General features: G+C 44.0%; 27 protein-coding genes and 1 riboswitch. Of the genes, 22 read left to right on the forward strand and 5 right to left on the reverse strand.

Features of this window, described 5'->3' with window-relative positions; all coding sequences use genetic code 11:
• Positions 1–4 precede the first annotated feature (4 nt).
• From C6348_RS01815 to C6348_RS01830, 4 genes are all read left to right on the forward strand, one after another.
• Entirely contained in the window at positions 5–706 is a 702-nt protein-coding gene (locus tag C6348_RS01815; protein ID WP_223251506.1) for an SDR family NAD(P)-dependent oxidoreductase, read from the forward strand.
• Complete coding sequence (locus tag C6348_RS01820; protein WP_106041649.1) at positions 684–1,469, forward strand: SDR family NAD(P)-dependent oxidoreductase; 786 nt, start codon at positions 684–686, stop codon at positions 1,467–1,469. Before C6348_RS01815 ends, C6348_RS01820 begins: the two co-directional genes overlap by 23 nt.
• A 93-nt stretch (positions 1,470–1,562) precedes the next feature.
• Entirely contained in the window at positions 1,563–2,519 is a 957-nt protein-coding gene (locus C6348_RS01825) for a sugar-binding transcriptional regulator (protein ID WP_034663059.1), read from the forward strand.
• Positions 2,520–2,582: 63 nt separating this feature from the next.
• Complete coding sequence (locus C6348_RS01830) at positions 2,583–2,912, forward strand: hypothetical protein (RefSeq protein WP_008358910.1); 330 nt, start codon at positions 2,583–2,585, stop codon at positions 2,910–2,912.
• 170 nt (positions 2,913–3,082) lie between these two features.
• Here the strand turns inward: C6348_RS01830 and C6348_RS01835 are convergent, their stop codons facing one another.
• Positions 3,083–4,408, reverse strand: coding sequence for an APC family permease (locus C6348_RS01835; protein ID WP_034663056.1), 1,326 nt, complete (start codon positions 4,406–4,408; stop codon positions 3,083–3,085).
• A gap of 318 nt (positions 4,409–4,726) precedes the next feature.
• Between C6348_RS01835 and C6348_RS01840 the strand changes: the two genes are divergently transcribed.
• Positions 4,727–5,683, forward strand: coding sequence for a ring-cleaving dioxygenase (locus C6348_RS01840; RefSeq protein WP_106041651.1), 957 nt, complete (start codon positions 4,727–4,729; stop codon positions 5,681–5,683).
• A 229-nt stretch (positions 5,684–5,912) separates the two neighbouring features.
• On the opposite strand, the gene C6348_RS01850 is transcribed toward C6348_RS01840, so the two are convergent.
• The gene (locus tag C6348_RS01850) at positions 5,913–7,229 is read right to left on the reverse strand and encodes a S1C family serine protease (protein WP_106041653.1); all 1,317 of its coding nucleotides are present in this window, start codon (positions 7,227–7,229) and stop codon (positions 5,913–5,915) included.
• 167 nt (positions 7,230–7,396) lie between these two features.
• On the opposite strand from C6348_RS01850, the gene proG reads away from it, so the two are divergent.
• The 10 genes from proG (at position 7,397) to C6348_RS01900 (ending at position 17,792) form a co-directional block, all read left to right on the forward strand.
• Positions 7,397–8,221 carry a pyrroline-5-carboxylate reductase ProG gene (gene proG / locus C6348_RS01855; protein ID WP_066030998.1) on the forward strand — a complete coding sequence of 275 codons (825 nt, stop codon included), beginning with the start codon at positions 7,397–7,399 and terminating at the stop codon, positions 8,219–8,221.
• A 189-nt stretch (positions 8,222–8,410) separates the two neighbouring features.
• Positions 8,411–9,235: a M55 family metallopeptidase gene (locus C6348_RS01860; RefSeq protein WP_106041655.1), complete on the forward strand. Its 825-nt coding sequence runs from the start codon at positions 8,411–8,413 to the stop codon at positions 9,233–9,235.
• A gap of 18 nt (positions 9,236–9,253) precedes the next feature.
• Positions 9,254–10,189 (forward strand): ABC transporter permease, encoded by a 936-nt coding sequence (locus tag C6348_RS01865; RefSeq protein WP_106041657.1) that lies wholly within the window; start codon positions 9,254–9,256, stop codon positions 10,187–10,189.
• The gene (locus C6348_RS01870) at positions 10,186–11,148 is read left to right on the forward strand and encodes an ABC transporter permease (protein ID WP_044138912.1); all 963 of its coding nucleotides are present in this window, start codon (positions 10,186–10,188) and stop codon (positions 11,146–11,148) included. The genes C6348_RS01865 and C6348_RS01870 overlap by 4 nt, the downstream gene beginning before the upstream one ends.
• 7 nt (positions 11,149–11,155) lie before the next feature.
• Entirely contained in the window at positions 11,156–12,166 is a 1,011-nt protein-coding gene (locus C6348_RS01875) for an ABC transporter ATP-binding protein (RefSeq protein WP_106041659.1), read from the forward strand.
• Positions 12,166–13,788 carry a peptide ABC transporter substrate-binding protein gene (locus C6348_RS01880; protein WP_106041661.1) on the forward strand — a complete coding sequence of 541 codons (1,623 nt, stop codon included), beginning with the start codon at positions 12,166–12,168 and terminating at the stop codon, positions 13,786–13,788. The genes C6348_RS01875 and C6348_RS01880 overlap by 1 nt, the downstream gene beginning before the upstream one ends.
• A 111-nt stretch (positions 13,789–13,899) precedes the next feature.
• The gene (locus C6348_RS01885) at positions 13,900–14,841 is read left to right on the forward strand and encodes a S66 peptidase family protein (protein ID WP_106041662.1); all 942 of its coding nucleotides are present in this window, start codon (positions 13,900–13,902) and stop codon (positions 14,839–14,841) included.
• On the forward strand, positions 14,838–15,917 hold the full coding sequence (locus C6348_RS01890; protein ID WP_106041664.1) for a dipeptide epimerase: 1,080 nt from the start codon (positions 14,838–14,840) through the stop codon (positions 15,915–15,917). The genes C6348_RS01885 and C6348_RS01890 overlap by 4 nt, the downstream gene beginning before the upstream one ends.
• Positions 15,917–16,834 carry a C40 family peptidase gene (locus tag C6348_RS01895; RefSeq protein WP_106041666.1) on the forward strand — a complete coding sequence of 306 codons (918 nt, stop codon included), beginning with the start codon at positions 15,917–15,919 and terminating at the stop codon, positions 16,832–16,834. Before C6348_RS01890 ends, C6348_RS01895 begins: the two co-directional genes overlap by 1 nt.
• Positions 16,824–17,792: an ABC transporter ATP-binding protein gene (locus C6348_RS01900; protein ID WP_106041668.1), complete on the forward strand. Its 969-nt coding sequence runs from the start codon at positions 16,824–16,826 to the stop codon at positions 17,790–17,792. Before C6348_RS01895 ends, C6348_RS01900 begins: the two co-directional genes overlap by 11 nt.
• Before the next feature lie 39 nt (positions 17,793–17,831).
• On the opposite strand, the gene C6348_RS01905 is transcribed toward C6348_RS01900, so the two are convergent.
• Entirely contained in the window at positions 17,832–18,713 is an 882-nt protein-coding gene (locus tag C6348_RS01905; protein WP_106041670.1) for a dimethylarginine dimethylaminohydrolase family protein, read from the reverse strand.
• Positions 18,714–18,892: 179 nt separating this feature from the next.
• Here C6348_RS01905 and C6348_RS01910 point away from each other — a divergent pair, with 179 nt between their 5' ends.
• From C6348_RS01910 to C6348_RS01930, 5 genes are all read left to right on the forward strand, one after another.
• On the forward strand, positions 18,893–19,414 hold the full coding sequence (locus C6348_RS01910; RefSeq protein ID WP_060596084.1) for an acyl-CoA thioesterase: 522 nt from the start codon (positions 18,893–18,895) through the stop codon (positions 19,412–19,414).
• Between the two features lie 114 nt (positions 19,415–19,528).
• The gene (locus C6348_RS01915) at positions 19,529–19,855 is read left to right on the forward strand and encodes a PadR family transcriptional regulator (protein WP_012009682.1); all 327 of its coding nucleotides are present in this window, start codon (positions 19,529–19,531) and stop codon (positions 19,853–19,855) included.
• Positions 19,856–19,859: 4 nt separating this feature from the next.
• Complete coding sequence (locus tag C6348_RS01920; RefSeq protein WP_106041672.1) at positions 19,860–20,612, forward strand: HAAS domain-containing protein; 753 nt, start codon at positions 19,860–19,862, stop codon at positions 20,610–20,612.
• Between the two features lie 120 nt (positions 20,613–20,732).
• Positions 20,733–21,221, forward strand: coding sequence for a small multi-drug export protein (locus C6348_RS01925; protein WP_106041674.1), 489 nt, complete (start codon positions 20,733–20,735; stop codon positions 21,219–21,221).
• A gap of 18 nt (positions 21,222–21,239) precedes the next feature.
• Positions 21,240–21,785 carry a GNAT family N-acetyltransferase gene (locus C6348_RS01930; RefSeq protein ID WP_106041676.1) on the forward strand — a complete coding sequence of 182 codons (546 nt, stop codon included), beginning with the start codon at positions 21,240–21,242 and terminating at the stop codon, positions 21,783–21,785.
• A gap of 18 nt (positions 21,786–21,803) precedes the next feature.
• On the opposite strand, the gene C6348_RS01935 is transcribed toward C6348_RS01930, so the two are convergent.
• Positions 21,804–22,847, reverse strand: coding sequence for a bifunctional transcriptional activator/DNA repair enzyme AdaA (locus C6348_RS01935; protein ID WP_034663018.1), 1,044 nt, complete (start codon positions 22,845–22,847; stop codon positions 21,804–21,806).
• A gap of 279 nt (positions 22,848–23,126) precedes the next feature.
• A riboswitch (guanidine-I (ykkC/yxkD leader) is annotated at positions 23,127–23,234 on the forward strand.
• Positions 23,235–23,300: 66 nt separating this feature from the next.
• Here C6348_RS01935 and C6348_RS01940 point away from each other — a divergent pair.
• Together C6348_RS01940 and C6348_RS01945 are read left to right on the forward strand one after the other, a co-directional pair.
• A complete protein-coding gene (locus C6348_RS01940) occupies positions 23,301–23,630 on the forward strand; it encodes a DMT family transporter (RefSeq protein WP_034663015.1) in 330 nt (109 codons plus the stop codon).
• Complete coding sequence (locus C6348_RS01945) at positions 23,627–23,941, forward strand: DMT family transporter (protein WP_034663013.1); 315 nt, start codon at positions 23,627–23,629, stop codon at positions 23,939–23,941. The genes C6348_RS01940 and C6348_RS01945 overlap by 4 nt, the downstream gene beginning before the upstream one ends.
• 32 nt (positions 23,942–23,973) lie before the next feature.
• On the opposite strand, the gene C6348_RS01950 is transcribed toward C6348_RS01945, so the two are convergent.
• Positions 23,974–24,159 carry a hypothetical protein gene (locus tag C6348_RS01950; protein WP_034663011.1) on the reverse strand — a complete coding sequence of 62 codons (186 nt, stop codon included), beginning with the start codon at positions 24,157–24,159 and terminating at the stop codon, positions 23,974–23,976.
• Between the last annotated feature and the right edge of the window lie 15 nt (positions 24,160–24,174).

Here is a 24,174-nt window from a genome sequence, read left to right on the forward strand (position 1 = left end):
GGAGATGCATGTGCACGTCCAGCTTCATCAGAAAGCGGCACTTGTGACAGGTAGCACAGATGGATTTGGAGAAGCCATCTGCCTGGCTTTAGCCCGGGCAGGTGCACATGTTTTTTTACACACATTTTATGATGAATCAAAGGCTAGATCCATTTATGAAGACATTCAAAAAATGGGCGGTCAGGCGAGTATCATCATGAACCCGCTAGAAACGCCGCGTGATGCCACGCGTATGCTGAGGCAAGTGATCGATACAAGCGGGAAACTAGATATTTTGGTCAATCAAGCAGCGCAAGGAGCAGAAGCGGAGCTTGATGCCGCTCATCCTGATAAATGGGTGGACGAAGTGGAATCAGCTGTGAATACTGTCTTTCTTTCCAGTCAAGCCGCCGTATGGCACATGTTGGACCAGAAGCAAGGCTGTATTATTAATATATCATCATCAGGCAGTATCACAGGTGATGGCGGGATCTCACATGCTACATCGAATTCTATGCTGAATGCCATGACAAAAGGGCTGGCGCGAGAATTTAAAGACAAAGGTATCCGTGTGCTCGCCCTATTGCCGCCTCCTCTCCATTTGGTTCCTGACACAGAGCAAATCAAGGAGACTGTGGCCCATATGACGGTCTTTTTAAGTACATCATATGGCGCTTTTACAGATGGTGCAGCGATTATGCTTGATGGGGGTGAGAGTGCTGGCTAATGATCAAAAACCAGTTCTCATCGTTGGTGGTGCCCAAGGGATTGGAAAGGAAATTGCCGAGCGTTTTTTAAAAGAAGGGCACAGAGTCGCTGTGTCCGATATAGATGAACAGGGACTTTCGCTTTTAAAAAAACAGCATTCTCAGCTGCTGACATTTCAAGCTGACGTTTCATCGTGGGAAAGTGTTCAGCAGATGATCTCAGCAGCTGAAAGGGAGCTCGGCGGCATTGCTCATCTTGTGTATTCAGCAGGGATGACAAAATCACTTCCTTTTTTAGAAGTTGATTTTTCACTTTGGAAAAAGACACTTTCTGTGAACTTGTATGGTCTTTACTATTGCATCAAAGCGTCGGCACCTTATATATGTGAGCGGCAAGAAGGAAGCATTGTCATGATTGGATCAGGATCTGCTATAACTGGCTCAGGCGGCGGTATTCAGTATTACGCCTCAAAAGCAGGTGCTTTTGGCCTGATGCGTTCGCTTGTAAAGGAATTAGGGGCACACCATGTGCGTATCAATGTGATTGCACCCCGTGTGATTGAATCTCAAATGCTTGATACGCTCTATCCTACTGAGGAGGAGAAAAGGCAGCTGCAATCGCTTATACCTGTCGGGAGATTAGGAAGACCTGAGGATATCGCAGGACTCACTTTATTTCTCACAAGTGACGAGGGAAGCTATTTGCACGGACAAATTATCCTGCTAGACGGCGGGAGAACATATCAGCCAAAATATACGGAGGGAAAAAGAGCGGAGAGGTAATCGCTCTTTTTGTCATTTTCGTAACAATTGTTCCAATTAGAAACGAATGTTTGGTATACTGGGAACCATAGTATATTAAAAGGATGATGTCACATGCTGAATTGGGAAGAAAGACGACAGCTCGTCAAAGTTGCTCATCTTTATTATACAGACGGGTGGACGCAGCAGGAAATCGCAAAAAAGCTCAATGTCTCAAGACCAGTCATTTCAAAGCTCTTACAAAAAGCAAAAGATGTGGGAATCGTTGAGGTGTACATTAAAGACGAAAGTATTCATACGGTGGAGCTGGAAAAGCAGTTAGAAACAACGTTTCAATTAACAGATGCTGTCGTTGTCCCAAGTGTCGGGACAATGTCTGAGATGGTGAAACGGGCAGTCGGTCAAGCAGGCGCCTATTATCTATCTAAAAACATGAAAGATGCGGAGAAAATCGGCATTTCATGGGGAACCACACTGGCTGAGCTTGTAAAGGAATACCCGTTTGAGCGAAGAAACGATGTGAAGGTCATTCCATTAGAGGGCGGAATGGGCAGGCAGGCAGTCGACATTCATGCCAATCAGCTGGCATATGAGCTGGCAAAGAAAATGAATGGCACGTGTTCCTATTTATATGCCCCGGCGATTTTAGAAACAGAAGAATTAAAAGAGCGGCTTATGGCAATGCAGGATATAGAAGCTGTGCTTGAAGAAGGTAGAAATGTAGATATTGCCCTCATCGGTATTGGCAACCCGCATAAAGGTTCAACGTTAAAAACAGTTGGTTACTTAAAAGAAGAGGATTTATCTGGTTTAAGGCAATCAGGGGCTGTTGGTGATATTGGCTTTCGTTTCTTTGACGGTCAAGGCAAACCTGTCCAAGATGAACTGAACCAAAAGGTCATTGGTTTATCACTGGAGCAGTTAAAGAGTGTCAAAACGGTCATCGCTGTTGTAGAAGGAACCCATAAAGCTGAAAGTATTTTAGGGGCTTTAAATGGCGGCTTCATTCAAGTGCTGGTGACAGACGAACTAACGGCGGCAGCCATTTTAAAGGAAGCTTCCGTCCAATAAACGGCTGATAGCAATCGAATTGTATAAAAAGAGCAACATCAAACGAGAAAGGAGCTGTGTATCTTGAAGAAAACCGAAATGGAAGCAAACCTACATTGTACTCGGTGCCAAGAAGAGACCCTCCACAGCATCGTTTATGTGAATGATCAGATGAAAAGCGTTGAGTGTACAGAGTGTCATCAGAAGATCAGTGTGCAAGTCGACATCATGAAGGAATTTTACAAAGAAGTATACGAAAAAATTGCGACAAAGCCGAAGCGGATGACGCAGGAATATAAGGCGAATTTGAATGGATTTATCTCAAGACTCCCAATCCGCGTGCTTAGTAAGCCATACCGGCTCATGAGATATTTAAACGAATCATACAAAGTGATCAAGCAATATAAAAAATAGAAGAGCGCTGTTTAGCGCTCTTCTTCAGCGGATAAACCCTCGCATTCTTTGTCAGTTCTGCGCGCCGGTGCTCACGAATGTCAAATTCGCTCCGCTCCGGTACTCGTCCTTCCTAGGGCTGCAAAGGTTTTCTATCACGCTGAGAAGAAGGAAAAAAAGCAGAGCACTGTTTAGCGCTCTGCTTTTTTTTGTGCTTTTTTCATATAATAATAAATAGGCAGTCCAGCAATCCCGATCAGCATGGAGATTAGACAGCTTTTCCAGTCGGTGATCATGGTGCTGATTAAGACGAATAAAGAACCGATAATCGCAACGATCGGTGTGAGCGGGTAAAGTGGTACGCTATAAGCACGCTCCATTCCGCTATTTTGTTTTCTCAGCTTAAAGACTGCGAAAAAGGCCATGACATAAAAGATGTAGATCATGAAGATCGAAACCTCTGACAGTTTTTCTGGATTACTGACGATCATAAACACAATGGCGATCAAAATTTGCACAAATACAGCAATCCAAGGTGTTTTGAAGGTAGGGTGAATACGCGAAATCGCGTTTGCGAAAGGAATTTGCTTTCGTTCAGCCATCGCGAAAATCACACGTGGGAATGAAAGAACCTTTCCGTTCAAACAGCCAAAGATACTAATGATGATTCCGATACTAATGATCTTACCGCCGATTGGTCCAAAGAGCATTGTCGCAGCAGTACTTGTCGCATTTTCACCTAGCTGGACGATTTGATCTGCTGGTAACACGTGCAAAAGAGCGACATTAATAAAGAGATAACAAGCCGTGACGATTAAAATCCCGCCTGCCATTGCACGAGGAAGCAGCTTCTCTGGGTTTTTCATTTCACCGCCAAGTGCTGCAAGCAATATCCAGCCATCATAGGCAAACAACGTAGCCAAAATCGCTGCACCGAAGTTCATTTGAGCGATGCTCTCGTTGACAGCCATAAAGATATTTTCGTTTCCTTTCCATAAGCCAAACACAATAATAGCGGCAATCGGGACAAGCTTTCCGATGGTGGTCAGCCCTTGTACAAAACCGCCGTATTTCGTTCCCATAATATTGATCAAACATAAAAATAAAACAGTGATAATGCCAATTGTTGTCGACCATAAAGAAGAAAGAGAAAATAAATTGGCTAATAATGAACCAAAATAAAGACCGAGCGCTCCAATGATGGCAGGTCCGTAAATGATAATCTGCACCCAGCCGCATAAGTAGCCCCAAAATTCACCATACACTTCTTCAAGATAGGCATACAATCCGCCAGTCCGAGGGATTTGTGTACCAATTTCAGCAACAGTCAGTCCGCCTGCAAGGGTTAAAATTCCACCTAGCAGCCAAGCAAATAAGGCGATGTCTGAGCTTCCTGAATAGGAAAGGACGTTGCCTGGCTTCATAAAGACGCCGGACCCGATAATGGTCCCGATGACAAGAGATAGGGCAAAAAATAAGCCGATGTCCTGTTTTAACGCTGGTTGTTCTTTGTTCATTACACACGACCTCCTGCATCACTTTCGTACGTTACTGTGACATGTATTTTGTTCATTGTAATACGATTTTAGGAAAACAAGAATTAAAAAAATTTTCTGATTTTCGCATTTGTATTTAAAAGTGTTCGTTTATTGGAGATATCAGGATGAACGTTGCTTTAAAAACGAACGATAAAAGATTATTTTTGATTTAATGTTAATTTTATCGTCAGAAACCGAACTTCTAGCCAAATGGTTGACTTTTCTTGAAAAATGACCTATTTTATTCATAAGGGTATTATCTTGAATTCGAGATATTTTGAAATAGGAGTGAACGTAATGAAAATCAATGGGATTCACCACGTATCTGCATTAACAGCCAATGCTCAAAAAAATGTTGATTTCTACCGCCAGATTCTTGGCTTAAAACTTGTAAAGAAAACTGTCAATCAGGATGACCCATCTATGTATCATTTGTTTTATGGAGATGAGGTTGCTTCACCGGGTACGGAGCTCACCTTCTTTGAAATTCCAATGCTTGCCCGTCGTTTGAAAGGAACAAACGCCATCACAAGCACAGGCCTTCTCGTTTCTTCTGAAGAAGCACTTTCATTTTGGGAAAAGCGGTTTGATGAGACAGGTGTGCAGCAAGAAACGGCTTCCTTGAGAGGCGGAAGACCTGCCTTGCGTTTTCAAGATCCAGAAGGGCAGCAGCTATTTTTAACAGTAGAACCGAACGCACAAGAAGCGGGCTCACCGCCAGTGCATGACGATATTCCGGCAGAGTTTGCAATTAGAGGCTTGGGTCCAGTTGAATTAACCGTTGCAGAAGCGGACAAAACGATCCGTGTTTTAACAGACATCCTTGGCTTCACTGAAAGAGCGCGTGAACAATCAAATGAAGGTGAGATCGTGACCATTTTTGAGTCAGGAAATGGCGGTGCTGGAACAGAAATTCATGTGATCGAAAAAGATGAAGGACCTTCTGAGCGTTCCGGCAGAGGAAGTGTGCATCACGTAGCTTTTCGCGTGGAAGATGCAGAGGAGCTGGAAAAATGGTATGACAAAATATCAAAAGCAGGCTTCACGAACTCTGGTGTTGTGGAACGTTTCTACTTTAAAGCCCTTTACTTTAGAGAACCGAATGGTATCTTATTTGAAATTTCAACAGACGGCCCTGGGTTTACAGTCGATGAAGGGGTAGATGAGCTTGGTGATCAATTAGCCCTTCCGCCATTTCTAGAGCACAAACGAGCAGAAATAGAACAAAGATTAACGCCAATTCAGTCATCATAAAAAAAGCAGCTCATTCAAGAGCTGCTCAGCGTGTAGACAAACCCTCGCATTCTTTGTCAGGGCTGTGCTCCGGTACTCACGAATGTTCAATTCGCTCCGTTCCGGTGCTCGCCTTTCCTAGACTGCAAAGGTTTTCTATCACGCTGAAAAGAAGACAAAGGGCTAAAATCAAGATGATTTTAGCCCTTTGTCAACAATCTGGGCAGCTCATGATGAGCTGCTTTTTGCTTTAGGAACTTACCTGCTTAGATTCAGATTGTATTAATGTAACCTTCTTTGTTTCTTCTTTTCCGTTTCGAATGAGTGTGATGCTCACGGTGTCTCCTACTTTTGTATTCGTGTATAGCTCATGACGTAATTCACTTCCGGTTTTGATTTGTTTCCCATCGATGGCGGTAATGACATCCTCTGACTTAAAGCCAGCTTTGGCGGCAGGTGAGCCTGCGGCGATTTCTTTGACGTACACACCTTTATCCCGCTGACTATTTTTGAGCCCGAGTGTTTCTTTCTGATACACATCTGGGACTTGTTCGAGATCCAGCATGCTGATGCCGATATATGGACGCTCAATCTTTCCTTTTGCGAGAAGCTGATCGGCGATTGGTTTGACATCATTGATTGGAAGTGCGAATCCAATGCCTTCAACACCTGTTTCAGAGATTTTCATACTCGTGATCCCCACAACCTTTCCGTCTGTCGTAAGAAGCGGGCCGCCGCTATTACCTGGGTTTATGGCTGCATCTGTTTGAATGACATTAATGCTGCTTTCGCCTGCTGATGTATTCATAGAGACTGTTCGGTCGACACCGCTGACAATTCCTTGTGTCACGGTTCTTGATAGATCTTCACCAAGCGGGTTTCCAATTGCGATGACGGTTTCCCCAGCACGCAGCGAGGAGGAATCGCCTAATGCCGCGACCTTCGTTACATGATTGCTGCTAATTTCTACAACTGCTAGGTCAGTCAGCGGGTCAGCTCCGACTAATTTACCTTCAACGGTTTTGCCATCGTGCAAGGAGACCGTTAGTCTATTTGCCCCTTCAATGACGTGGTTGTTTGTTAAGACATAGGCTTTACTTCCGGATTTTTTGAAAATCACTCCTGAGCCTGTACCTGTTTTTTCCTCTTGACTGTTTTTGTTTTGCTGTGATTCATCAAAAGGCGTATTGAAATCGCCAAAGCTCATGTCTGTTTGACTTTGCGCTTGGTAGTTTGTAATGCCGACAATGGCTGATGATATATTTTCGACCATGCTTGAGATGCTGCTTGATGAATGTGATGTTTGGACGGCGGTTGTTTTTGACGATTTGGCACTTGTATCAATTGTCGATACAGCTTCTGTTTTTGCTGCTGAATTGTTTGCTGTGTTGTCTGATGCGTGCTGGGCATATGGCGTAAGGATGTAGACACCTAATGCTAGCGTACCACCCACAATGCCGCTGACGAATGGCTTAAACCAGCCACTGGGCTTTTTCTTTTGTTTTTGTGGCTGTTCAATTGTTTGAAGTTCATGAGAAGGGTGTTTTTCATTTTTGTGATGTGTCATTCGAATCACTCTCTTTCTTCAATTTTTCATGTATGGTTCGATGGGGTTTACCTTAAGTGGTGGATACTGACTATATCGTAAGAAAAAAGTGTGGGATAAAAATGAAAACATTGTGGGAAATTGTTAAAATAAGTAGTGAATCTAAGCAAAATAGAGGAGATTAAACTGTGGAGACAATTGGAATGATTGGATATGGAAGCATGGCTGATATGATGGTGCAAAAATGGCTGGAAAAAGAGGTACTCAATGCCCATCAAATCATGATCCATACAAGAAGTGAAACGGACCGCCTGCATCAGCTCAAAGACAAGCATCAAGAAATAAATATCTGCTCATTAGACGAACTTTCTGCCTCATGTGATGTACTTTTTGTCTGCGTGCCGCCGCTTGTTGTACTTGATGTGCTCGATCAACTGCCTTCAGCAGCCAAATCGGTACATATTGTGTCAGTAGCCGCGGCTGTGACGTTAGACAAGTTATCAAAGCATACGACTCAACCAGTTTCGAGATACATCCCAACGCTCACGTCAGCTGTTGGAACGGGCGTATCCCTCGTTGCGCATGGTGAAACCGCAGGTCAGGAAGAAAAGGCGCGTTTGCACCGTCTCCTTTCAGCTTTTAGCATCGTCCGTGAAGTAGAGGAAGACCGGTTTGATGCGGCGAGTAATTTGACGAGCTCTTCTCCTGGTTTTATCGCTGCTCTTTTTGAAGAAATGGCGAGAGCTGCTGTGAGAAATAGTGAGCTTTCCTTAGAGGAAGCGTATGAATTTTTAACGTATGCCCTCTTAGGCACAGGTCAAGTCCTTGTAGAACGCGGCCTCACCTTTGCTGAAACCGTCGATAGAGTGGCGACAAAAGGGGGCATTACAGGTGAAGGTGCTGAGGTCATTCAAAAGCAGGCACCTCAGATGTTTGATGATCTATTTACACAAACCATGAAGAAATATGAACAGCTGAAATCACAGATTGACGAAGCTGACAAACACCACTAAAGACATAGGTAGTGGTGTTTTATTTGTTAAAAAAATCCTTTGCTATAAAGCCTTTTGACCTGTATTATCTGAGTCTAATTTCCTTATTTTCAGACATTGTATTGAAAAATCAATCAAGTAATCATATAATTTTTTAGAAAATTTAGAAAAATATACACAAATTTTAAGTTTAATTAAAGGGGGATGGGGATGAAGCTCTATGTATCTGTCGATATGGAGGGGATTACTGGTCTAGCTGATCATACATTTGTCGATGCCCGTCAGCACAATTATGAACGGGGCAGAAAGATCATGACGGGTGAAGTGAATGCCTGTGTAGAGGCACTTCTTCAGCATGGCGCAACCGATATTTTGGTCAATGACAGTCATTCTAAAATGAATAATCTGTTGATCGAAGAACTGCATGAAGAGGCTGCTCTTATATCTGGTGACGTCAAGCCTTATTCAATGGTTCAAGGATTAGATCAAACCTATGACGCTGCTGTTTTTTTAGGCTATCATGCGAGGGCATCTATGAAAGGTGTGATGTCACACAGTATGATTTTTGGTGTCAGACATTTTTACATAAATGATCACCCAATTGGTGAAATGGGCTTTAATGCGTATGTTGCAGGCTACTATGGTGTGCCGGTGATTCTTGTTTGCGGAGATGATCAAGCAGCACTTGAAGCGGAAAAGCTGCTGCCTGGTGTGAAAACAGTAGCAGTGAAAGAGACCATATCAAGGTCTGCTGTGAAATGTTTCACGCCTGCCAAAGTCAATCAACAAATCTCGCAGCAAGTGGAAGCCGCAATGAAACAGATTCATCACATCAAGCCGCTGACGCCTCCTGATCAGCCGCTGCTGAAGATTGAGTTTGCCAATTATGGACAAGCTGAATGGGCGAATTTAATGCCGGGTACTGCCATCATAGAAGGAACAACAACGGTGACGTATCAAGCAGAGAATATATTAGAAGCCTACCAAGCGATGCTTGTCATGACAGAGCTTGCCGCACGTACAACATTTTGTTAAGCGAGGGGGAGACGGCAGATGACCAGCTTTTTGCTCAAGCGTTTTATTGCGATGATTGCCACGATCTTAACGATTACGACTTTAACGTTTATTTTAATGAAGGTCATCCCAGGATCGCCCTTCAATGAAGAACGAAATACAAACGAAACCGTCCAGCGAAACCTCGAAAGCTACTATCACTTAGATGAACCACTGTATGTTCAATATGTCATCTATTTAAAATCCATCGTTACCTTTGATTTTGGTCCTTCCATTAAAAAGCCTTCAGAAAGTGTCAATGATCTATTGGCAAGAGGCTTCCCAGTCTCATTAGAACTTGGTCTTATCTCAATATTGATTGCTGTCATCTCCGGCATCCTGCTGGGGGTCATGGCTGCCCTCCGGCATAATGGCTTGATTGATTATATCGCCATGACCATTGCTGTTTTCGGTATATCCATTCCAAACTTTATCTTTGCTACCTTATTAATTCAGCAGCTTGCTGTGAATTTGAAAATCTTTCCTACAGCGATGTGGACAAGTCCGATGCATATGGTGCTGCCAACCATCGCTCTTGCTGTCGGTCCAATGGCTATTATTGCCCGTTTAACAAGATCGAGCATGATTGAAGTGCTGTCTCAGGACTATATTCGCACCGCCAAGGCAAAAGGACTTTCTCCCTTTAAAATTGTATTTAAACATGCGCTTCGGAATGCGCTTTTGCCTGTTGTGACCATTCTTGGGACACTTGTCGCAAGCATTTTAACTGGAAGTTTTGTCATTGAAAAAATATTTGCGATTCCTGGAATGGGAAAATACTTTGTCGAGAGTATTAACAACCGTGATTATCCTGTCATCATGGGGACCACTGTTTTTTACAGCATTATTTTAATCACACTTCTTTTCATTGTCGATGTGGCGTATCGCCTGCTTGATCCAAGGATTCAGCTGCATCAGAAAGGAGGAAAGGCATGAGTATACATTTGCAGCAGGATCAACCGAATCCGCATCATGAAGTGCCAGACGAATGGTTTTCTCCGAGAGAGCAAAAGAAAACGGAGGCCCATGCCATTAAAAGACCCTCTCTTTCGTATTGGGCAGACACGTGGAGACGGCTGAAGCAAAATAAGCTTGCCATGTTTAGTCTATCGGTACTGATTTTTCTTTTTATCATGGCGCTATTAGGCCCATTGCTTGCGCCTAATAGTGTGACAGAGCAACGTCTCTCGATGCAAAATCTGCCTCCATCAGCTGCTCACTGGTTCGGAACGGATGAGCTTGGACGAGATGTGTTTACGCGTACATGGTACGGGGCGCGTATTTCGTTATTCGTAGGCGTCATGGCAGCCCTTATTGATTTTGCCATCGGCGTGATTTATGGAGGGATTGCCGGTTATAAGGGCGGGAGATATGACCATGTCATGATGCGAATTGTCGAGGTGCTCTACGGTCTTCCTTATTTACTCGTTGTCATTTTATTAATGGTCCTGATGGGGCCAGGGCTTGTCACCATTATTGTAGCGCTCACTGTCACCGGATGGATTGGAATGGCAAGAATCGTAAGAGGTCAAGTTCTTCAGCTGAAAAGCCAGGAATATGTCCTTGCCTCAAAAACCTTTGGTGCAAAGAGCCTGCGTATCATTCGCCGCAACCTGCTGCCGAATACGATGGGGCCGATTATCGTTCAGATGACCTTGACTGTGCCGACCGCGATATTTGCTGAAGCGTTCTTAAGCTTTCTTGGTTTAGGCATTCAAGCACCGTTTGCAAGCTGGGGCGTGATGGCCAATGATGCGCTGCCGACAGTACTGTCAGATAACGGACATTGGTGGCGTTTATTTTTCCCTGCGTTTTTTATTTCACTCACGATGTTTTGCTTTAACAATTTAGGTGATGGCTTGCAAGATGCGCTTGATCCAAAGATGAAGAGGTGATGGCGCTTTGAAAAAAGTTCTACAAATCATCGATCTGCACGTCAGCTTTCGGACATATGGCGGCTCAGTTCGAGCGGTACGCGGAGTGAATGTGGATGTATATGAAAAAGAAACCCTTGCCATTGTGGGAGAATCAGGCTGCGGGAAAAGTGTGACTTCACAAAGCATTATGAGGCTGCTGCCAGCTTACAGCGCTCATGTCGATCAGGGAGAAATCTGGTTTGAAGACCGCAATTTGCTGTCATTATCTGAAAAAGAAATGCGCGCCATACGAGGTGTCGATATCTCGATGATCTTTCAAGATCCAATGACCGCACTGAACCCAACCTTGACAATAGGGGACCAGCTCATGGAGGCGGCAAAGGAGCATCAAAAGCTGACGAAAAAAGAAGTGAAAGAAGCCGCCATTCGGATGCTTGATTTGGTCGGCATTCCGCAGCCGAAGGAAAGGTTAAAGCAATACCCTCACCAGTTCAGCGGGGGAATGAGGCAGCGGCTCATGATTGCCATGGCACTGATTTGCGAGCCCAAAGTGCTGATTGCAGATGAACCGACGACCGCGCTGGATGTGACCATACAGGCACAAATATTAGAGCTGTTTAAAGAGATTCAGAGAAAAACAGGTGTCACCATTATTTTAATCACACATGATTTAGGGGTCGTAGCACAAGTCGCAGACCGAGTGGCGGTCATGTACGGGGGGAAAATGGTGGAGGTCGGAACGAGGCGAGATATTTTTTACAGTCCGCAGCATCCTTATACAAAAGGACTTCTACAATCCGTTCCAAGACTTGATATGAAAGATGAACTCATTCCAATTGAAGGAAGCCCGCCTGATTTATTTGCTCCACCAAAGGGCTGTCCGTATACAGATCGCTGCCCGGCTGCCATGAAGGTGTGTGATCATATCATGCCGCATGAAACGCAGCGGTCACCTACCCATACAGTGCATTGCTGGCTCCAAGATGATCGAGCGAATCAAACGGTTTTATCTTCAACACAAAGGGGGAGTTTTTGATGAGAAAAAAAGGGTGGATCATCAGTGTATGTTTGTTCACGATCATGCTGCTCGCAGGATGTACAGCCAATGAGCAAGCAGGGAAAGGATCATCAAGCAATAAAGGTGAAAAGAAAGTGTTAACCTTAAATAACGAAAATGAACCGACGTCGTTTGATCCGCCGATTGGTTTTAATAATGTATCGTGGCAAGGACTCAATAACTTAATGGAGGGGTTAACAAGACTGAATGAAAAGCACGAACCATCTCCTGCAATGGCGGAAAAATGGGAGATATCAGAGGATGGAAAAACGTACACGTTTCATTTAAGAGATGGCATCAAGTGGTCAAATGGTGATCCAGTGAAAGCGAGTGATTTTGAATATGCGTGGAAACGGCTGCTTGATCCGAAAACAGGCTCTTCTGCATCGTTCTTAGCGTACATGATTGAAGGCGGAGAGGCTTTTAACAGTGGAAAAGGCAAGAAAGAAGGCGTGAAAGTCAGCGCTGTAAATGACAAAACGCTTAAGGTCACACTGGCTTATCCGCAGAAATCGTTCTTAAATATGACCGCAAACCCTGCCTTTTTCCCAGTCAATGAACAGGTAGCTAAGAAGGATCCAAACTGGGCAAAAGACGCCAAAACCTTTGTTGGAAATGGACCGTTCAAGCTGACAGAGTGGAAGCATGATGAGAGCTTCACAATGGAAAAAAGTGAGACGTATTGGGACAACAAAACGGTCAAGCTGGATCAGGTGAAGTGGCTGATGATCAGTGATCGAAACACAGACTATCAAATGTATCAATCAGGAGATTTAGATACTGCCTTTGTTCCAGCAGAGCAAAGTGAAAATCTGCTGAAAAATAAAGATGTACAAATTGAAGACCAGGCTGGATTGTTCTTTTATCGTCTAAATGTGAACATAGAACCATTTCAAAATAAGAACATTCGCAAAGCTTTTCAAATGGCGATCAACCCGCAAGATATTGTGGATTATGTGACGAAAAATGAAGAGAAGCCAGCACGCGCTTTCGTCTCGCCAGGCATCCTAGATTCAAAGGGTGAGGATTTCAGAGAAGCTGGCGGTGATCTTGTGAAGAATGATAAGAGTGAAGCTGCGAAGCTATTAGAAAAAGGGCTGAAAGAAGAGAACTATTCGAAACTGCCAGCCGTCACATTAACATATAGTACAAAGCCTGAGAACAAGAAAAAAGCGGAAGCCATCCAGCAGCAGCTGAAAGAAGCGTTAGGTGTAGATGTGAAGCTTGCGAACATGGAAGCCAATGTATTTGCAGAAGATCAAAAGGCGCTGAAATTCCAATTCTCACAAAGTTCATTTTTAGCAGACTATGCAGATCCGATCAACTTCCTAGAGAGCTTCCAAACAGGGAATGCCATGAACCGGACAGGATGGTCTAATGATACCTATGATCAGCTGATCAAAAAAGCGAGCCAGGAAGCAGACGAACAAAAGAGAAACAGCTTCCTTCATGATGCAGAGGCACTTCTCATTGAAGAAGCACCGATCATTCCGATTCATTTTTATAACCAAGTCCATTTACAAAAAGAAGGCGTGAAGGGAATTGTCCGCCACCCCGTTGGGTATATCGATTTGAAATGGGCACAGGTAGATGGAGAGTGATATTAGGATCAAAAGACGCTTTTAGATAAAAGCGTCTGTTCCTTTATTCGTTCATGTTATGAAGCAGAAGCCCATAGATTGAAAGAAACAAAGAGAAAGAGGGGATATGGCATGAGCCAGCTGCCAGTGGCACTTCAAACAGGGGATACGGTGGGGATTATTGCACCAGCAAGCCCGCCTGATGAGCTGAAATTAGCAAAAGGGATTGCCTTTTTAGAAAGCCTCGGGCTAAAGGTGAAAAAAGGAAAGTATATCGACTGCCGGTATGGGTATTTAGCAGGCTATGATCATGAAAGAGTGGAGGATCTTCATCGCATGTTTCAAGATCCAGAAGTGAAGGCGGTTATTTGTGCTTGCGGAGGATACGGGACTGGAAGACTTGCGGAAGCCATTGACTATGACCTCATTCGCCGGAATCCAAAAATCTTTTGGGGCTATAGTGATATTACGTTTTTACATACGGCCATCCAGCAGCAGACCGGTCTTGTGACCTTTCATGGTCCAATGCTTTCCTCTGATGTGGGACTTGAGGAGGTCCATCCGTATACGAAGGATACCTTTTTGCAGCTGTTCACACCGAAAGCCTTTACGTATGCACACCACTTGTCACCCCTTCATACCTTTTATCCTGGCACCGCTTCAGGTGAGATTGTAGGAGGGAATCTTGCCCTCATCGTGACAACACTTGGTACACCTTTTGAAATCGATACGAAGGGAAAGCTTTTGTTCATTGAAGATATTGACGAAGAGCCCTATAAAATCGATCGAATGATGCAGCACCTCACATCTGCTGGAAAATTGGATGATGCGGCTGGATTCATCATTGGAGATTTTCATCAATGTGAGCCAAAAAAGAAAGATCAGTCCCTCACATTGAATCAAGTATGGGATACCTATATTGTGCCGCAAAAGAAACCTGCACTTGGGGGCTTCCGAATCGGTCATTCTTCGCCGAACTTTGCCATTCCAATGGGCACGCAGGCTGCACTAGATGCGACAGGAAAAAAACTGCACATTTCTCCAGGCGTTGCAGCGAAAGAGGCGATCAAATGAAAATCGTCGATGTTCGTACATGCAGAATGAGTGTACCGCTAAAAAAGCCTTTCAAAACCGCTTTACGAACGGTGTATGATGCAGCATCTCTGATCGTTATCATCACATATGATCAAGGTGACGTCAGCTACGGAGAGGCAGTCCCGACAACGGTGATTACAGGTGAAACGCTGGAAAGCATCGACTATGCCATCTGCGAAGTGATCAGACCGATTTTGCTCGGGGTTTCCTTGTCAGAATATGAACAAATTTTTTCTCATATGAACCGCGTGCTTGCTTGCAACACAAGCGCAAAGGCAGCGATTGACATGGCCATTTATGATGGCTTAGCGAAGCAGGCAGGACTTCCGCTTTATCAATACCTTGGCGGATATCGCAGTCAGCTTGAAACCGATTATACGGTCAGTGTAAACCGTCCGCTTGAGATGGCGGAAGATGCGAAGCAATACGCAGCTGAAGGCTTTCAGACGTTAAAGATCAAGGTAGGAAAAGATGACATAGATACGGATATTCAGCGTATCAAGCGAATTCGAGAAAAGGTCGGGCCGGATATTCAGATCAGGCTCGATGCGAACCAAGGATGGACGTGGAAGGAAGCGATCATAGCCATTCGGAAAATGGAGGCGCTGAATATCGAACTAGTAGAGCAACCGGTTCCGAAAGAAGATATCGAAGGCCTGCGCCGTGTGACAGAAGCAACAGATACATTGATTATGGCAGACGAAAGCATTTTCAGTTTTCATGATGCGATCAAGGTGCTTGAAACGAGCAGCTGTGATCTGATCAATTTAAAATTAATGAAATCAGGCGGCATAAAAGAAGCCCTAAAAATCAATGCTCTAGCAGAAGCATACGGCGTGAAGTGCATGGTTGGCAGTATGATTGAGTCAAAACTTGGCATTACAGCAGCCGCTCATCTCGCCGCCAGCCAGCCGAATATCACCCGCTACGATTTTGATGCCCCGCTGATGCTGCAAGAGGACATGATAGAAGGTGGAATCGTGTACAAAGGAAAAGATATCTTTTTCCCGCCGCATCATGGGTTAGGCATTCAAGGGGTGAAAGGAGTCTCATGATGATATTTGAATCAAAGGTTGCAGTTGCGAATGTATGGACAGCGCCGCAGTCACCGAGAGAAATCGATCAAAAGGTACTTCAGGGCTCCTTCAAGATCAAAGAGTGGATTGACCGGCAAACATATGAAGAAAAATTGGCTTTATGTGAAGAAAATCTAATCCAATCGCAAGTACTGCTCGGCGAACGAGTCATTGGATTAGAAGAGACAGACGGCTGGATGAAAGTCGTCATTCCGCAGCAGGCCAGCCGGAAACATCCGCAAGGCTATCCTGGCTATATACCTGCTAACCAACTACAGCAAGTTACAGAGGGAAGTGCGCCAGCTGCATCTCATATCGTTTGTCAGAAAAAAGCCGTGCTCTATCGAAACGGGCAAGCGGACATGGAGATTAGTTTTTTAACAGAGCTGGCAGCTATAGAAGAAACGAGTGATCGCTTTCGTGTTGTCACACCAGCAGGAACAAGAGAAATCAACAAAGCAGATGTGCAGCCAGTTTCATCCATTTCCTCTATGACCGGCAAAGATGTTGTAGACACGGGGAAACAATTTATTGGTCTTTCGTATTTATGGGGGGGCATGAGCAGCTTTGGCTATGATTGTTCGGGCTTTGCTTACAGCATGTACAAAGCGTGCGGATATCTTTTGCCGAGAGACGCAAGTGACCAGGTAGTGCAAGGAACACCGGTCGCATCAAGCCATTTAGAACAAGGCGACTTACTGTTTTTCGCAAATGACAACGGAAAGGGAGCTGTCCGCCATGTTGGTATCTACGCAGGTGACGGTATGATGCTTCACTCGCCTAAAACCGGCAGGGAAATTGAACTTCTTTCCCTTTCTGGCACTTCATATGAAAAGGAATGGGCAGGTGCAAGACGATATTTGCCAAGCGAGAGGAGGAATGGTCATGGCAGTTGAACCACTTTTACAAGTAAACAATCTCAAAAAATATTTTCATCTATCGAAAGGAAGAACGTTAAAAGCGCTAGACGGTGTCTCTTTTCAGCTGAAACAAGGCGAAACGTTTGGCCTTGTTGGCGAGTCTGGCTGCGGAAAATCCACACTTGGAAAAGTGCTTATGCGTCTTTATGAACCGACAGATGGGGAAGCCTTATATGAAGGGAAAAGTCTTCATCACCTTTCTAAAAAAGAATCATTTGATTTTAATCGGCAAATTCAAATGGTGTTTCAAGATCCGTATTCCTCCTTAAATCCGCGGCTGTCTGTAAAAGATATTATGCTGGAGCCAATGGAGATTCACCACCTTTACGGAAGTCAAAAGAAAAGGATTGCCCGAGTGAAAGAACTGCTTGAAGCAGTAGGACTTAGCTATGATTTTGCCACTCGCTATCCCCACGAATTCAGCGGAGGACAGAGGCAGAGAATCGGTATTGCGAGAGCACTCGCCTTAGCGCCGAAATTTATTGTGGCAGATGAGCCAATTTCTGCACTAGATGTCTCCGTTCAAGCGCAGGTCGTGAATCTGCTGAAGAAACTGCAAAAAGAGGAAGGGCTGACATTTCTCTTTATTGCGCATGACTTGTCGATGGTCAAATATATCAGCGACCGAATCGGTGTCATGTATTTAGGTCATCTCGTCGAATTAACCAGCAGTGATGCATTATATCAAACCCCGCTGCACCCATATACACAAGCCTTGCTGTCTGCGATCCCCATTCCAGATCCTGACGTGGAGGACAAGCGCAAAAGATTCATTTTAAAAGGAGAAATTCCAAGTCCAGTGAACCCGCCAAGCGGCTGTGTATTTCGAACAAGGTGTCCTGCAGCGATGGATGTGTGTGCTGAAAAAAAACCAATATTACAAGCAGTAGAAGAAGGGCATGATGTCGCCTGTCATTTATACGATCGAACATAAAAATAGGCAGAAAAAAAGCCAGCAAGTAGACAAGCTGTTCTACACGCTGGCTTTTTTAGTGGATGAACGCCGAATCGGCAATGTGCAGCATCTGAAAGAGCCGCCAGATTTAATGATTTCTGAAAAATCCACTTCAATGACAGTATACCCGTGAGCGGTTAATGCAGCATTTGTTTGTTGATTGATAGGCAAACTGATCACTTTTTTCTGCCCAATGGATAAAACGTTTGGTCCGAGTGTGAATTGCTCTTGTTCGCTTATTTCAATCAGATCATAATGCATTTTGAGCAGGTGAAGATCCTCTTTTTTGAACGCTTCAGGATAAATCAATATCTCATCATGAGACAGAATATTCATCACACAATCGAGATGCAAAATGTGAGGAGGAAGATGAATGGGAATGATATCATGATCCGGCAGTTCTTTTTTAAGCTCATGGATAGCGGCTGGGTTTGTTCTTTTGCTCGTTCCTACAAATACGCGTGTTTGATCCACAAGCACATCGCCGCCTTCAATCGTTCCATTTGTCAGTGTGACAGTTTTCCAGCCTTTTCCCTGTGCCCACTCTTTTAACAATTGTTCTTCCCCTTGCCGGACCGGTGCGGCCATGCTTGAAACAAATAGTGTATGTCCAATCGTAAACCCAATATCCCGAGTAAAGACTTGCTCAGGAAAGCGGTCATTTGCCGGAAGCATGATGGGGCGTACTTGATGGTTCTTTAGGGTTTGGATCAATTGCTTATGCTGAGCAACGGCTTTCATTTGAGAAATATTTTCTCGCGCAAAATGTTTCTGGGTTTCGTTGATGATCTGTTTGATTTCCATATAGATGGGACTGCATAAAAGGACTTCTTGTAAATCGTCATATTCACTCATGCATTGCGGCATTTTGTGTATTTGTTCTGCTCTCATAGAATCCATCAAAGGGCCTCCTTGTTTGTTCATAGTTCTATTATTCCTCGTTCTAGTCATGGTTGAAACATTTCCGAAAGAAAATCTCTCACAAGAGACTAAAGCAAAAAGTTTAGACAAACCTAAAAGAATAGTGTTTAATAAAAGTCGTTCCGCATTCACGAAAACAGCAAGAAGGAGCTATGATGATGAGTGAAGAAAATTTCAAATACTGCAAGGAATCGAAAGTTGTTAAAACCAGCAGGGTATTCCCTCTCGATACGAATAACCACCAAACCTTATTTGGCGGGAAATTAATGAGTTATATAGATGACATTGCTTCCATCTCGGCAGCAAGACACAGCCGCAGTGAAACGGTCACGGCGTCGATGGATTCTGTTGACTTTTTAGAGCCGATTGGACAAAAAGAGTCAGTATGCTTGGAATCCTATGTGACGTGGGTCGGCACGTCTTCCATGGAAGTGTTCGTCAAAGTCATGAAAGAAAACTTGATGTCTGGAGAGCGCAGACTTGCAGCGACTTCATTTCTGACTTTTGTCTCGCTAGATGAAAACGGAAAGCCAAAACGAGTTCCACAAGTCGTACCGGAAACAGAGGAAGAAATCATGCTGCATCAAACAGCGAAGCAGCGGGCAGAGGAAAGAAAAAGCCGCCGAAAGCATAGCAAGGCACTGGCTGACGCACTTGGAACAGATAAACCATGGGCGTAAAAATCACCCTTTCAGCGGTGATTTTTTTCTAGGATAGTATCTTGCATGACAAGATAGTGTGTGGTAAGATGATGCTATCTTGTGATGCAAGGTACTGGAATCGGAGGAACAAAGATGACAACATCCACACAAATGCTAAAAGGAATTTTAGAAGGCTGCCTGCTGTCGATTATTTCTGAGGGTGAGATTTATGGGTATGAAATGACAAAGAAGCTCGCGCATTACGGGTTTGATCAAATTAGTGAAGGAAGTATCTATCCGATCCTGCTGCGTATGCAAAAGGAACAGCTCGTGACCACTGTCACAAAAGCATCAGCGAGCGGACCGAAAAGGAAATACTATACGCTCACACAAGCTGGAGAACAAGCGCTCACAGAGTTTATTACCCGCTGGAGTGAGCTTTCAAAAAATGTAAACTGTTTACTACAAAAAGGGAAGTGAGATTATGGTATCAAAAGAAACAAGACACATCCTACTAGAGCTGAAATTATATCTCATCTCAAAGGGGAAAAATGAGGACGAAATTGATGAGCTAATGGATGAACTGACGACACATGCGGTTGAGGCTGAAAAAGATGGTAAAACAGGGGAGGCTGTGTTTGGCGGAGATCCGCGGAGCTATGCTGATGAACTCGCAAAAGAGCTGTCAGGAAACCATAAAGACTGGGTTCCTTTCGTCAGTGCCTTCTTAATTGGATCACTCTTCTATATGATTTTATCAGATGCGATCAGTCAAAGCTTATCCTATTCTTGGTATGCATTGATTGGCTATCCGCTCGTTTTAGTGGCCAATGTCATCATGATCATTGTGATGTTTAGAGCGTCTGCCTTTCAGACAAGCCGCCGGGCATTTCTTTATTTTTGGATCTTAGGAATCTTTCAGTTGACTTCAATGGTCACAATCAAACTATTGGATCAAAAACTCGGCACACCATTACTTGTCCTGACCTCAGGTCAAAGATGGGGCGTCATCCTGCTCATGCTGCTATGTATCATTGTCTTTAATGCGATCTTAAAGGCGAATGTCGTTTCATTGATTCCGATCATCTTTTTCGGACCGCAGCTCCTATTTGAATGGATTGGCTGGACATCACCAAGCGTGCTTCTCTTGCAAAGTCTACTATCGGTTGTGATCTTAATAGGGCTTATGCTCATTGTCTTACGCCGGGCGAACAAGAAAAGTGAAAACACGATGTAAAAAACAGAGCACATCTATAATCCTATAAGATGTGCTTTTCTTTTTCTAAAAAAATGTAGAAATGGTAACGTACTTTTCATTACAATGGGAAGAGGACAAAAATGAAAAGGGGTTCTGTGCTTGGATATTTTATGGGGATATGTACTTGTGTTTGTATTGGCTGCTTTGCCTTTTTTTGAAGTGGTAGGTGTCGTTCCGTTGGCCATTTTAAGTGGCATGCATCCTGTACCGGCAGCAGTCATTGGATTCATCGGCAATTTTTTTACCGTTTTACTTCTCATTGTTTTCGTAGACCGTTTTAAAGCATGGCGGTTAAAGAAGAAAGAGGGCAAAACTGATGAAAAAGGAGAAAAAAAGCAGCAGAGGGCGAGAAAAATTTGGGAACGTTATGGTCTCCCAGGTCTGGCACTTGTTGGTCCTTTTATCATTGGCAGTCATTTAGCCGCGTTTATGTGCATGAGCTTCGGAACGAAAAGAAAGCAAGTCGCAGTGTGGATGACAGTCAGTTTAATCATGTGGACAGCGCTGGCAGCTAGTTTAACCGGTGCGGGATTCCATTACTTTGCCCCAGATTCAAATGGATTGTTCGGAGATATTTTTAGTCAGTAAGTGAGGGGAGGATCATAAATGAAACTTCAAACACGGACAGTGCTTGAAACAGAGCGCCTTAGACTGAGAACGATGAATGAACATGATGCGCCATTTTTATATGATATGTTGTTCCAAGATGAAGAAGTGATGAAGTATTATCCTTCTTTGAAGGATGAGCAGCAGACGAAAGAGTGGATTGCATGGAATCAAAAGAATGACCGCATGTATCATACCTCTTTGTGGATCATTGAAGAGAAAGAAACGAATGAACCACTTGGACAAAGCGGGATTGTTCTGCAAAACATTGAAGGACAAACAGAACTTGAAATCGGCTATATGCTAAAGAAAGCAGCATGGGGGAATGGCTATGCTGCTGAAGCCGCAAAAGGCTGTCTTACCTATGGCTTTGATGAAATGAAAGTCAGACGAATGGTGAGCTTAATCCGCCCAGACAATGAAGCATCGGTAAAGGTCGCTTTAAAAATGGGCATGAAAAAAGAAAAAACCATTTCGAAATGGGACCAAATCATTGATGTCTACAGCATCATCCGTAACGAAGAAAACGGCTCGCTTACCGAATAAGCAGAGCCGTTTTTTCTTTTATATACGCTGTTCTAGCTGAAGCAAATATTTCTTCCGTTCAACCCCGCCGCCGTAGCCCCCGAGTTCACCACTTGTTTGAATGACGCGGTGGCATGGAATGATAATCGCTAATTGGTTGGCACCATTTGCATTACCAACCGCCCGGACCAAATGAGGATCGCCCAGCATCATAGCAAGATCTCGGTAAGAACTAGTTTCGCCTGAAGGAATACGTGTGAGCAGGTCCCACACCTTCATTTGAAAAGGGGTGCCATGCAAGGAAAGTGGTACTGTAAACTGCGTCAGTTTTTTCTCAAAATATAAGGTCAATTCCTTTACCAATTGCTGATGGACGTTTGTTTCCCCGACTAAAATACGGGCTTGATGCTTTTTTCTCATGTTCTCAATTTCTTTTTCGAGTCCCCGCCTGTCCACAAATTCCAGTAAATACACATGCGTCGCATCTGTCACGCTGATCATCCGCCCGATCGGTGTAGAAATAAAATTAGCGTGGAGAATCTTGGTTTGCGTCTTTTTAGGGGGATTTCCCATAATTTTCGTAAATGCATCATTGAAGGCACTCGAAGATTCATAGCCCAAGGCGACCTGCTGATCAATCACTTTTTTTCCATTCAGAATTTCTTTAAAGGCAAGTCCCATTCGGCGTGATCTCGCATATTGAACAAAGGTCATACCATAGATTTCTTTGAATTTCCGCCGTGCCGTTGCAGAGTGAATCCCTAATTGATGAAAGTCTTCTTCTTTCCAGCGTTTTTCAGGATGTGTTTCAACTGCAGAAACGAGTGTTTTGACTTCTTCTGGAATGCTGTTAGGGTATGTTAATGGTGTGCAGCGCTTGCACGGACGATATCCTGCTAGCAGTGCTTCCTCTGCTGTAAAGAAAAACTCACAGTTCTCATATTTTGGTTTTCTAGCGGTACATGTGGCATGGCAGAAGATACCAGTGGTCTTAATGCCGGCAAAGAATGTGCCGTCATATTGCGGGTTCTTGTCAACCAGTGCTTGATAAAATTCATGTTTCTGTTCGTCGGTTATCATCATACGATCCACCTCTTGGTTTCCTATAAAATGTGATTCAGCGTACTTTGGGCTGGTAAACAAAGCGTCATCTTGGATCGTTCATCACATCAATCTTATTTCATTATATCAGCGAAGTGATCGTTCCTTTGTCTATTATTTAGTATACGCCGGTCCCATATCATTTCTTTCGAAAAATGAACAAGTATATTTGAAGAGGGAGAGCAAACTGGTAGACCGGCATATCGGGGTGTGATAAGATTTTTAATACAGAATCTGCTCTAAGTCAGGTCTGTATATCATGAATTGGTTTTCTAGGGTTCCGTGCGCTGGTGCAGTCTGGACCGAGAGAAAACACATAGGGTCTTAGATGAGGCCATATGGACACGGAGGGATAAAAGCCCGGGAGATTTGATCAAACGATCGATTTCCAGGCTTTTTTTGTTGGTTGGAATCGTTCAGAAAGGAGAAGATCAGATGAAATGGGGAAATGTCTTTATTGCGGCCATATTTGAAGTCGGCTGGGTGATGGGGCTGAAATATGCTCACTCGCTCATAGAATGGGGCGCAACCATCGTTTGTATTATCGTGAGCTTTTATTTACTCATGAAAGCAACAAGTGTACTGCCAGTTGGCACACTTTATGCCGTTTTTACCGGGCTTGGGACAGCAGGTACCGTCCTCATAGGCATGGTGCTTGGTGAGCCGGTTCAGCTTGTCAAACTGCTTTTGATTGTCATGCTTTTGTGCGGTGTATTAGGACTGAAGCTGACAACAGGTGAAAAGAAGGGAGAGGCTGAATCATGAGCTGGCTTTTACTCATTGGGGCAGGCATCTTAGAAATGCTTTGTGTGACCATGATGAATCAATTCCAAAAAGACCGGCATGTCAAATGGATTTTATTCATTGCAGCTGGCTTTTCGATGTCCTTTCTGATGCTGTCTCTTGCGATGAATACGATTCCGATGGGAACGGCGTACGCCATTTGGACTGGAATCGGAGCTGCTGGAGGCGCCATGGTCGGTATGCTGTTTTACGGAGAGTCGAAAGACGCAAAACGTATTTTCTTCATCGCCCTGATTTTATCTGCGGCAGTAGGATTGAAAATCATTGAATAAGAAAAGGCTGGCAGATAGATGCCAGCCTTTTGTTACATTGAATGATGATTGGAATCGTTTTCATTTTTGCGGTAAAGCTGGCTCACAAGCAGAAAACACACACCAAATGTGAGAAAAGGAATGAGTCTTTCACCGGCTATAAAAAGGGAAATACCTGTGATCAGACAAACGATGCCGAGCCAAAAGCTCACTTTACCAAACAAAGTCATACTTTTCATTTACATCACTCTCCT

The organism is Bacillus sp. YBWC18 (assembly GCF_002998775.1).
GTDB lineage: Bacteria > Bacillota > Bacilli > Bacillales > Bacillaceae > Bacillus.